At 41.1% G+C, this 10,679-nt stretch carries 8 protein-coding genes; 5 read left to right on the top strand and 3 right to left on the bottom strand.

Annotated features, from left to right (window positions below):
• Both QZR76_RS13810 and dprA read right to left on the bottom strand, forming a co-directional pair.
• Positions 1 to 290 (bottom strand): Glu/Leu/Phe/Val dehydrogenase dimerization domain-containing protein (locus QZR76_RS13810; protein ID WP_294143387.1); only part of this gene is annotated, 290 nt, incomplete at its 3' end.
• Positions 291 to 483: 193 nt separating this feature from the next.
• Positions 484 to 1,596 carry a DNA-processing protein DprA gene (gene dprA, locus QZR76_RS13805; protein WP_294143386.1) on the bottom strand — a complete coding sequence of 371 codons (1,113 nt, stop codon included), beginning with the start codon at positions 1,594 to 1,596 and terminating at the stop codon, positions 484 to 486.
• Between the two features lie 220 nt (positions 1,597 to 1,816).
• Here dprA and QZR76_RS13800 point away from each other — a divergent pair, with 220 nt between their 5' ends.
• The gene (locus QZR76_RS13800) at positions 1,817 to 3,412 is read left to right on the top strand and encodes an aspartate:alanine exchanger family transporter (protein ID WP_294143385.1); all 1,596 of its coding nucleotides are present in this window, start codon (positions 1,817 to 1,819) and stop codon (positions 3,410 to 3,412) included.
• A 39-nt stretch (positions 3,413 to 3,451) separates the two neighbouring features.
• Here QZR76_RS13800 and QZR76_RS13795 read toward each other — a convergent pair whose 3' ends face one another.
• Positions 3,452 to 6,679, bottom strand: a complete 3,228-nt coding sequence (locus QZR76_RS13795) for a response regulator (RefSeq protein ID WP_294143384.1) — start codon at positions 6,677 to 6,679, stop codon at positions 3,452 to 3,454.
• A 444-nt stretch (positions 6,680 to 7,123) separates the two neighbouring features.
• On the opposite strand from QZR76_RS13795, the gene rpsL reads away from it, so the two are divergent.
• The 4 genes from rpsL (at position 7,124) to rpsJ (ending at position 10,627) form a co-directional block, all read left to right on the top strand.
• Positions 7,124 to 7,525, top strand: coding sequence for a 30S ribosomal protein S12 (rpsL, locus tag QZR76_RS13790; RefSeq protein WP_041503079.1), 402 nt, complete (start codon positions 7,124 to 7,126; stop codon positions 7,523 to 7,525).
• 111 nt (positions 7,526 to 7,636) lie between these two features.
• Positions 7,637 to 8,116: a 30S ribosomal protein S7 gene (gene rpsG / locus QZR76_RS13785; protein WP_294143383.1), complete on the top strand. Its 480-nt coding sequence runs from the start codon at positions 7,637 to 7,639 to the stop codon at positions 8,114 to 8,116.
• A gap of 20 nt (positions 8,117 to 8,136) precedes the next feature.
• Positions 8,137 to 10,239 (top strand): elongation factor G, encoded by a 2,103-nt coding sequence (gene fusA / locus QZR76_RS13780; RefSeq protein WP_294143382.1) that lies wholly within the window; start codon positions 8,137 to 8,139, stop codon positions 10,237 to 10,239.
• Between the two features lie 82 nt (positions 10,240 to 10,321).
• Entirely contained in the window at positions 10,322 to 10,627 is a 306-nt protein-coding gene (rpsJ, locus tag QZR76_RS13775) for a 30S ribosomal protein S10 (protein WP_041503076.1), read from the top strand.
• Positions 10,628 to 10,679 lie beyond the last annotated feature (52 nt).

The following is a 10,679-nucleotide window of genomic DNA, read 5'->3' as shown; positions in this document are numbered from 1 at the left end:
GGGTGGAAACGTAAACCTCCCTTGTAGGGTCCAATAGCACTGTTGAATTGTACTCTGTAACCGCGATTGATTTGTACTTCACCTTTGTCGTCAATCCAGGGAACTCTGAACATAATTACTCTTTCAGGTTCAACCATTTTCTCAAGGATCTTATTGGCTTTGTATTTAGGATTAGCCTGATAGGTATCCCAAACAGTTTCGATCACTTCTTCTACTGCCTGGTGGAATTCGTTTTCACCCACAGTTTTAGCCTTTAAGGCATCCATGAATTCTTTAATTTCTGTTCTCATTTTGAATATTGTTTAAGCAAAACTTTAAAAAAACATCTTTGTTTATTTGAATTTTATAAATTCGCTTCAAAGGTATGTTTTTGTTTATGATTCCAAAAGTTTTTTCTATTATTTTTTGTTAGATGCAAACGTTATAATAATTAAATTTTAATATGACATTTGGCCGAATGCTATGAATCTGTAAGAAAATCATTTATAGGAGCATATAATTTTTTCCGGGTAACCGGGAAACGATACCCTCCAGTTCTAATTTCAGAAGCAGGGAGGAGAGGGTTGGAATCGGTATGCCGATCAACAGGTGGAGTTGATCGATATCTTGAGGGCCTTGTTCTGTTAACTGTTGTTTGACGGTCTCTTCCAGATCGGTTTCTTCCAAAAACGGGAGGGATATTTGGCGGGGAAGCGGGGAACGTTTTTCCCAGTGAATAATTTTAAGGATATCATCGACGTGTTCGACGAGAGCTGCTATATTTTCTTTAATCAACAAATTGCAACCGGAAGATAGAAGGTCTTCCGGCCTTCCGGGTAAGGCCATCACCTCCCGGTTGTAAGAGAGCGCTTGCCTGGCGGTAGCCATGGCTCCTCCTTTAACGGCGGATTCCGCAACCAGAACGGCTTCGCTCATTCCGGCAATAATTCGGTTTCGTTGTAAAAAATTGATAGGTAATATAGGGGCACAGGTGGGAAATTCACTAATGAGTGCTCCTCCCTGAGAAATAATTCTGTCGGCGATCTCTTTGTGGCGGGAAGGATATACCATATGTAGTCCGTGTCCCATAACGGCTCGAGTAACGAGATCGTATCGCAGACAGGCTTTATGTGCCGCTATATCGATCCCGTAGGCAAGTCCGCTAATAACGAGAGGACGGTATCCCATTCCGGCTATTTGTTCAATGATAAAGTCTACCCGGTTTTTGCAGCGTTCGGATGCTTTACGGGTTCCCACGATTGCAATGATTTTATTTTCGGGTACCGTCAGTCGACCTTTGTAAAACAGGACTAAAGGGGCGTCTTCACAATGTTTTAATAAAGAAGGATACTCTATGTTATCGATGGAACAACAGGATATTTCTTCTTTTTGCATCATATCCAGTTCTTTTTTAGCCGAATCCAGCCATTCTTTCTGTTTTATTTCGAAATTTTTCCAATGAATTTCTTCCATAAGCATTTGGAGGGAAGTTTTGTTTTCGCGAAAGAATCCTTCTAAACCTCCACATCGTTCAAACAAGGGGGAAGCAAGTTTATTGTTTAATCTTGAGGTCATTGTGATGGCTACCTGACATAACAATGAATTTGTCGTGTCCATAATGAATAGAATTTAGATATAAAAAAATGTCGAGTATAGATGAATTTAGCATGCTTAACAAAATTAAGCATTTAATAAAAGAAAATCAATAGTTTGCGTGTGTTTTGAATTTGCTCATCTTTGAAACGAAGATGGATAAAAATCTTGCAACCGAATTATCGGGAATAAATCTTATATTTGTCGTCCGGAGTTCATATCAATAGTAACTAAATACACTTCTATGGTAGAATCTTTATTACAATCGTCTTATTTTGTTCTTTTTTTGATTGTTGCCTTGGGATTTATTTTAGGGCGGATCAACTTTAAAGGAATTTCTCTTGATGTATCGGCGGTTATTTTTATTGCTTTATTATTCGGTCATTTTGGGGTGGTTATCCCTAAAGAATTGGGTAATTTCGGTTTGGTTCTTTTTATTTTTACCATTGGTATTCAATCCGGGCCTGGTTTTTTCAGTTCCTTTCGTTCCAAGGGGAAAACATTGATTATTATAACCTTGCTGATCGTCGGTTCGGCTTCTTTGACGGGTATTTGTTTTAAATATCTTTTCGATATAGATACGGATAGTATTGTAGGTCTTATCGCGGGAGCCTTGACCAGTACTCCCGGACTTGCCGCCGCAATTGATTCCACGGGTTCGTCCCTGGCATCCATTTCTTATGGAATCGCTTATCCTTTCGGGGTTATCGGGGTGATCCTTTTCGTGAAGTTGTTGCCTAAATTTTTACGTGTTGATATAAAGGCGGAGGAAAAGAAGTTGGAGATGCAGCAAAAGCAGCAATATCCGGAAATTTTGACCGGAGTTTTCCGGGTGAGTAACCACAATGTATTCGGAAAGAGTTTGTCTGATTTGCAGGTCCGCACAATGACAGGGGGAGTCGTATCTCGAATAGAGCATCAAGGAATTACAGAGGTACCTAATCCTCAAACGATTCTGGATGAGGGGGATTTAATTAAGGTGGTAGGAACCCGGAACGCGTTGAAACAGGTCGAAGTTTTGGTCGGGGAGAGACAAGAACGAGATTTGCCTTTGGGAGAGAGTGTCGATATGCAATATCTTTTATTGACCAATAAAGAGGTGGTCGGAAAGAGCTTGGGAAGCCTGAATTTGCATCAGGTGTATCACTCTACCGTAACACGGATTCGTCGATCCGGGATTGATTTGACGCCCGATCCCGGTTTGATATTGCGATTTGGAGACAAGCTCACGGTTATAGCCCGTAAAGAGAGTATGAAGGAGTTATCGCAATTATTCGGGAATGATCGGAAACGATTATCGGATACGGATTTTTTTCCTATCGCCATGGGGATTGTATTAGGGGTTTTGTTTGGAAAGATCACTATTTCGTTCTCGGATAGCTTTACTTTTTCTCCCGGCTTAACCGGAGGTGTACTGATTGTAGCTCTTTTACTCGGCTTTATAGGAAAAACCGGCCCTATAATCTGGTCTATGTCCGGTTCTGCCAATCAGCTTTTGAGGCAGTTGGGATTACTTTTGTTTCTGGCCGAGGTAGGTACGTCGGCGGGAGTGAATCTGGTAAGTACTTTTGTCGAGAGCGGTTGGATGCTTTTCGGGGTCGGTTTTGCTATTACTCTTGTCCCGATGATCGTGGCTTTATTGGTCGGTTATTTTGTATTGAAGGTTAACTTATTGGATTTATTAGGAACGATTACGGGAGGAATGACCAGTACGCCCGGGCTTGCTGCGGCCGATTCCATGACGGATAGTAATATTCCGAGCGTGGCTTATGCAACTGTTTATCCTATTGCCATGGTATTTTTGATTATCTGTATCCAATTGGTTGCTTTATTTATTTAAGTATAGGGGTATCGTTTGAAGTTCGTCTCACGCGTTTTTTTATTTACGGATCATTTCCCGCAACTTTTGATGTAATTCCGGGGCCGTTATGGGTTTGGACATATAGTCATTACAGCCCGCATCCAGAACTCGTTGTCGGTCGCTATCGAAGGCAAAGGCCGTGACGGCGATGATAGGAACGTTTTTATTTGTTTTCCTGATCTCTTTTGTTGCTTCAATCCCGTCCATATGAGGCATTTTGATGTCCATAAGGATAAGATCGGGATGAATCTCTGCGGCCAATTTAACGGCTTCTACTCCATCAACGGCACGAAATAGGCGGTAATCTTTCTTTAAAATGGCGGAAACGAGTAAAAAATTACTATCCGTGTCTTCCGCCACTAATATGGTCGGTTGTGTGGGAGTTGAAGGAGGTGCTAATTCTATTGTTTCTATTTCTACGGTTTCAAAAGATAACTTGAGTTGTGCTTCCGGATGGAACGGGTGTGTAAACCAGAAACAGGAACCTTTTCCTTCCTGTGATTCCACGCCAATTTCTCCTCCCATTTGTTCTACAAGACTTTTGCAAATGGAAAGACCTAATCCTGTTCCTTGAACGAAAGAGTTTAATTTGATAAAACGTTCGAATACATTGTTTATTTTGTCTTTGGGAATACCCGTTCCGGTATCCTTGACATAAAATTTAATCTCTTCCGGTCCGCTTTGGTAGTAACCAAGGGCGATGTAGCCCTTAGACGTGAATTTCAAAGCATTATTGATGAAGTTCGTAATGATTTGTGTCAGGCGATTCTTGTCGCTGTTAATATGACATACGGGTAGATGTTGTTCAAAAAGAATTTCGATGTTGTTTTCTTCTGCTTTTAAGCTGAACGAGCGGATTATTTCCTCGCATAACTGGTTTACGTTGACATCACTATTCGTAATATCCAATGTTCCGGCTTCTATTTTGGACAAGTCCAAAATGTCCGAGATCAATTGTAATAACAATTCGTTGTTTTCTTGTACGATATCGAAATAGGCGGCCCGCTCGTCACGATCATCCGTTTCTGCCAAAAGATTTGAAAAGCCCACGATTGCATTTAAAGGTGTTCGTATTTCGTGACTCATATTGGCTAAAAAAGCAGATTTCAGTCGATCGCTTACTTCTGCCTTGTCTTTTGCTTCGATGAGTTTTTTTTCTGTTTCCTTTAATTCGGTGATATCGTAATTTACGCACAACATTTCGAGTTTGTCGGGATCATTGTTCATTGTGTTACGCATGACATTGATCCTCGTCCATTTCCAGCCTTCTTCCGTGTGAACCCGTAAGTCCCGGCTAAAATTATCAATCTCGTGTGCTTTTACTTTTCGTATGGATTCCAGGATATAAGCTTTGTCTTCTTCATGAACATGGTTGTAAACGCCGATAATTTGAGGTAATGGGGTTGTTTCATGCTCTCCTAAATTCCGGTACCATTGAGCTACGCCATATCCGTTTTTTGTAAATAAGTCGAATTTACAATAACCGATTTTTCCGAATTTGCTAATGGCGGAAAAGGAACTTTCGAATTCCGCTATCTTGCTGTAAGCTTTATTGATTTCCGTATTATCGATATTAATAAATAGATAATGTATGAGATTACCTTGTTTATCGTATAATCTGCTTACCGTCGTGTAGATTTCAATATTTTCTCTTTTTGTCGAGGAGTAGTAATGTTCGATAGATTCAAACGAATAGCTAAGCCGGAAAGAGACGGATTCTTCTTTTTGAATTTTCTCTATGATTTCAGGCGGGATGTTAGGATTTTCAAAAATGCATACCCCCAGGGCGTCTTCTTTACGTTTAAGACCGAAAATTTCCTGATCTTTGATATTCATATCAACCAATTTCCCGGCTTTATCGTATAGTTCAATTCCTGCCGGCAGGTTGTCGTATATGTTTCGGAGGATTTTCTCACTTCGATCCAGGGCCTCGTGAGTATTGTACGATTCCGTTATATCCGAAATGAGGCAGATAACCTCATCTTCTATTGTCGAATAGATGATGGCATGACAATGTTTTTTAAGATGTTCTATATCATAATTTACTTCGGCATATTTATCCGCGTGTAAAATTTTTTGTAAATAAGCGACTTCTTTTTTTACATTTATTCTTAGTTCACTGGCCTTGTGTCCGATGTATTCCTCGATGTTGTATCCGGCTATTTCCCCGGCCGCGTAATTGGCATCTAAAAATAGGTAATCTATTGGTTGGTGGTCTGTATCATACAGAAGTTTAAGCCGCATATAGCCTAACGGCATATGTTTATAAAGATTTTGCAAGTAGGTCCGATCGATTTGGGCTTCATGTTCCGATCTTTGCAATCCGATACATATATTAATAATATTAGCGAGGGAGGTAAACCACTGGCAATCTTCATTACTCCATTTGTGGTGTTTTTCGACGATATCGATACCCACGTATCCCCATACTCCGTCATGGGAAATTAAGGGGGCAATAATGATAGATTTGATTTCCTGTAAGGATAAAAATTCCTTTTCGATGCAGGCTTCTTCCGGAAGCTCATTTAAATCGGAAAGGATGATATGTTTTTGTTGGGTAATTTGTTGCGTCCACCATGGAGATTCCTCCAGAGGCATATCGTTGATTCGCGATTGTTCTTTATTTACGTTGGCGTCTGTGACTTCATAAGTACAGGTCTGTGTCTTTCTTTTCCAGTCGTATTCAATAATATAAGCCCTTCCTCCTTTGAATTGTTTCAGGATATTTTCAAGAATCTTGTTAATAACGGTGTCGGACGTGTCGGATTGAAGAAAAGAGAGCAGGGTGTGTGAAATGGTATTTAACTGATATAGTAAATTATTTATTCTTAAAAGGGATGCTTTTTCCGGTTGGGTTACTTCCGGGTTAGGGATGATCTGTATAAATCCGGAAATAGAGGAGTTCCCTTTTGCGTCTGTTTCTTTATGGATGATCTTGGAACGTAGCCATACTTCTCCGGAAGGAGTGTAGACTGGAAAGGTTTGGTCGTAGAGGTATTGATTCTCTATGTTCTCGATTTCTTTCATGATACGGGCACGATAATCTTCCCGTATGATTTCGGTAAAGGTTTTGAAAGGGATGAAATTACTGTCTAATTTTAATATTTTTACCGCGATGTCGGAGAGGATGTATCCTTTTTTTTCATGGTCTACTTTCCACCACCCTATTTTTAAGTCTGTCAGAATACGGTCTATTGTCTTTTTTTCTTCAAATAATTGCAGATCCACGGTATTTAAGTTTGTCATTAGAAATAATGTATGTTGTTATCGGGTTGATATTTTTCCCGGATGTTTTCGTTTTGAACTATCAAATATGGAAAAAATATTTTTCATTTCGTCTATTTATTTCCCTGCTTTTGTCAATAGGAATGAGAATAGGGTGATATTGTGGTGATTTTGATGATTTTTTTGTCATTATTGAATGGCGGTACGGTTATGGAAGCTATGTCGCTTGCTTAATTTAGTAAATATTAATAATCTTCGTTTTCGACCTTATTGCGGTTCCTGTTTTTAGAAATCCCTGTAGTGCTTTTTTATTTTGATGTTTGGTTTAATCGTGAAGGTGTGCTAACTTTCTCACAATCTTATACTTTTTTGCGAAAAAATAGTTGGAATGTTTGGTGGTGTGGTTTTTAGTTACTACATTTGCGGGCCAAATTGAATAAAAGTAACTAATTTAAAAGTACTTGTATGCCAACTATTCAACAGTTAGTAAGAAAAGGAAGAAAAAGAATTGAGGATAAGAGTAAGGCTCCGGCTTTAGATTCTTGTCCGCAAAAACGCGGAGTATGTGTACGTGTTTACACAACGACTCCGAAAAAACCGAACTCTGCAATGAGAAAGGTAGCCAGGGTTAGATTAACTAACGGAAAAGAAGTGAATGCTTATATTCCGGGAGAAGGACACAATCTTCAAGAGCACTCTATCGTGTTGATCCGCGGTGGTCGTGTGAAGGATCTTCCGGGTGTACGTTATCACCTTGTTCGTGGGACCTTGGATGCTGCCGGCGTAAACGGTCGTTTGCAGAGTCGTTCTAAGTACGGAGCTAAAAAGCCGAAAGCAGGTAAAACTCCAGAAAAAGGTAAAAAGTAGTAATTAACAGGAATTGTTTATGGGTTGTTCCCGAGAGTTGAGTAAATGGTCGGGAGACCGTTGAAGACCAAAACGGGCAGCTGACGAACGAATTCGTAAACGTAGGAAGAAATGAGAAAATCAAAACCAAAGAAAAGAATCCTGTTACCGGACCCGAAGTTCAATGACGTATTAGTAACTCGGTTCGTTAATGATTTAATGGTAGATGGCAAGAAAAGCATTGCCTTAAGAATTTTTTATGATGCTATCGATATCGTAGAGGAGAAGATGGCGAAAAAAGAAGAAAAACCGGCCTTGGATATTTGGAAGCAGGCTTTGGAGAATATTACTCCGCAGGTAGAGGTAAAGAGTCGTCGCGTGGGAGGTGCTACATTCCAGGTGCCGATGGAAATTAATCCGATAAGAAAAAGATCGATCTCTGTAAAAAACATGATTTTATTCGCTCGTAAAAGAAGCGGTAAGGGAATGGCTGAGAAATTGGCTGCCGAGATCATGGCTGCTTACAAGGAAGAAGGTGCGGCCTTCAAGAAGAAGGAGGATATTCATCGTATGGCAGAAGCCAATCGTGCTTTTGCTCATTTCAGATTTTAAGGAGGGGATAAAGTAAGAAAATGGCAAAAAGAGATTTACATTATACGAGAAATATCGGTATCATGGCTCACATCGATGCCGGTAAGACAACAACGACAGAACGAATCCTGTATTTCACGGGAGTATCTCACAAGATAGGAGAGACTCACGATGGTACGGCTACCATGGACTGGATGGTTCAGGAGCAGGAGAGGGGTATTACCATTACTTCTGCTGCGACTACCTGTTTTTGGCAATATCAGGACAAAGAATATAAGATTAATATTATTGACACTCCGGGACACGTTGACTTTACCGTGGAGGTAGAGCGTTCTTTGCGTGTATTGGATGGAGCGGTGGCTCTATTCTGTGCCGTGGGAGGTGTAGAGGCTCAATCGGAAACCGTTTGGCGTCAGGCAAATAAGTACGGAGTTCCAAGAATTGCTTTCGTGAATAAAATGGACCGTTCAGGTGCTGATTTCTTTAAGGCAGTGCGTGAAATCCGTGAAAAATTGAAAGCGAATCCGATTCCGCTTCAGCTTCCGATCGGTGCGGAAGAAAACTTTCAGGGAGTGATCGATTTGGTCGAGATGAAAGCTTACGTGTGGGAGAATGGAGAGATGACTGCAACCGTAAAAGAGATTCCTGCTAACATGTTGGCAGAAGCTCAGGAGTGGAGAGAGAAATTGGTTGAGGCTGCGGCTGTTCAGGACGAAGCCCTAATGGAGCGTTTCTTTGAAGACCCGGACTCTATTACGATAGAAGAGTTGAAGGCGGTGATCCGTAAGGCAGTGATTGCTATGGATTTCTGTCCGGTGATGTGTGGTTCTTCTTTTAAAAATAAAGGTGTTCAGAACCTGTTGGATGCGGTAATCGCTTATTTACCCCATCCGTTGGATATTCCGGCTGCCGCCGGTACGGATCCGAGAACGGGAGAAGAAAAAATCTTTGAGATCGATCCGGAAGCTCCGCTTTCAGCTTTGGCATTTAAGATCGCTACCGATCCTTTCGTGGGACGTTTGTGCTATACCCGTATTTATTCCGGTAAGATTGAAGCGGGCTCGTATGTATATAATCCGCGTACGGATAAAAAAGAGCGTATTTCACGCTTGTTCCAGATGCACTCTAACAAACAACAGCCGAGAGAGGTACTTGAGGCCGGAGATATTTGTGCTTGTGTCGGATTTAAAGATATCCGTACGGGAGATACCTTATGTTCCGAGGAGAATCCGATCGTATTGGAGAGTATGACCTTCCCGGAACCGGTGATCGGTATAGCCGTGGAACCGCTTACGCAAAAGGATACGGATAAGTTGGGAATGGCTTTAGCTAAATTGGCTGAAGAGGATCCTACCTTCCGCGTTAAGACGGACGAAGACTCCGGTCAGACCGTTATCAGCGGAATGGGTGAACTTCACTTGGATATTATCTTGGACCGTTTGAGACGAGAGTTTAAGGTAGAATGTAATCAGGGTGCTCCTCAGGTTGCTTATAAGGAAGCTATTACCGGTGTATTCGAACATCGTCATGTTTTCAAAAAACAGACGGGTGGTCGCGGTAAATTTGCCGATATCATCTTCCGGATGGAGCCGGCAGAAGAAGGTAAGGAAGGTCTTGTTTTCGTGAACGAGGTAAAAGGTGGTAACATTCCGAAGGAATTTATTCCTTCTGTAGAGAAAGGTTTCAAAGAGGCTATGGATAATGGTGTGTTGGCTGGTTATCCGCTGGAAAGCTTGAAGATCACGTTGATTGACGGATCTTTCCACCCGGTAGACTCCGATGCGTTATCTTTTGAAATGGCTGCTAAGATCGGTTATAAAGAGGCTGCACAAAAGGCTAAACCGGTATTGCTGGAACCCGTGATGAAATTGGAAGTGGTTACTCCCGAGGAGTATATGGGTGATATTATCGGAGATTTGAATCGTCGTCGCGGTCAGGTAGAGGGAATGGAGTCCAGATCGGGCGCTCGCGTGATCGAGGCTAAGGTTCCTTTGTCCGAGCAGTTCGGCTATGTAACCGTATTGAGAACGTTATCATCCGGTCGTGCCAGTTCTTCTATGGAATTCTCTCATTATGCTGAGGTTCCGAAGGGAATAGCCAAGGAGGTTGTTGAAAAAAATAACGGAAGAGTAGACTTAGTATAGAATTTTAGATTATTGATTTACGACGTAGATTGTTTTTCATTCGAAATCGTAAATCTTAAATCATGAATCATAATTAAATAACATGAGCCAAAAAATCAGAATTAAATTAAAATCTTACGATCACAACTTGGTAGACAAGTCTGCAGAGAAGATTGTTAAGACGGTAAAAGCTACTGGAGCTGTTGTAAGTGGTCCAATTCCACTTCCGACTCACCGGGGAATCTTTACTGTTAACCGCTCTACTTTCGTGAATAAGAAGAGCCGCGAACAATTTTTGGTTTGCACGTTTAAGAGATTGATTGATATTTACAGCTCAACAGCTGGAACAATCGATGCCTTAATGAAGCTTGAGTTACCGAGCGGTGTTGAAGTAGAGATTAAAGTGTGATAACGGCGAAAACCTATGTCGTTATTAGAGAATTAGAACCTAATTAAAAAAG

Source organism: uncultured Sanguibacteroides sp., from assembly GCF_900543425.1.
GTDB lineage: Bacteria > Bacteroidota > Bacteroidia > Bacteroidales > Marinifilaceae > Gabonibacter.
Note: the sequence above shows the minus strand (reverse complement) of the source record. Positions and strands in the feature narration are given on the sequence as shown.

Excerpts from the sequence above, each read along its gene's own strand:
- dprA (WP_294143386.1), bottom strand. The coding sequence starts at position 1,596 with ATGGACACGACAAATTCATTGTTATGTCAGGTAGCCATCACAATGACC.
- QZR76_RS13800 (WP_294143385.1), top strand. The coding sequence starts at position 1,817 with ATGGTAGAATCTTTATTACAATCGTCTTATTTTGTTCTTTTTTTGATT.
- QZR76_RS13795 (WP_294143384.1), bottom strand. The coding sequence starts at position 6,679 with ATGACAAACTTAAATACCGTGGATCTGCAATTATTTGAAGAAAAAAAG.
- rpsL (WP_041503079.1), top strand. The coding sequence starts at position 7,124 with ATGCCAACTATTCAACAGTTAGTAAGAAAAGGAAGAAAAAGAATTGAG.
- rpsG (WP_294143383.1), top strand. The coding sequence starts at position 7,637 with ATGAGAAAATCAAAACCAAAGAAAAGAATCCTGTTACCGGACCCGAAG.
- fusA (WP_294143382.1), top strand. The coding sequence starts at position 8,137 with ATGGCAAAAAGAGATTTACATTATACGAGAAATATCGGTATCATGGCT.
- rpsJ (WP_041503076.1), top strand. The coding sequence starts at position 10,322 with ATGAGCCAAAAAATCAGAATTAAATTAAAATCTTACGATCACAACTTG.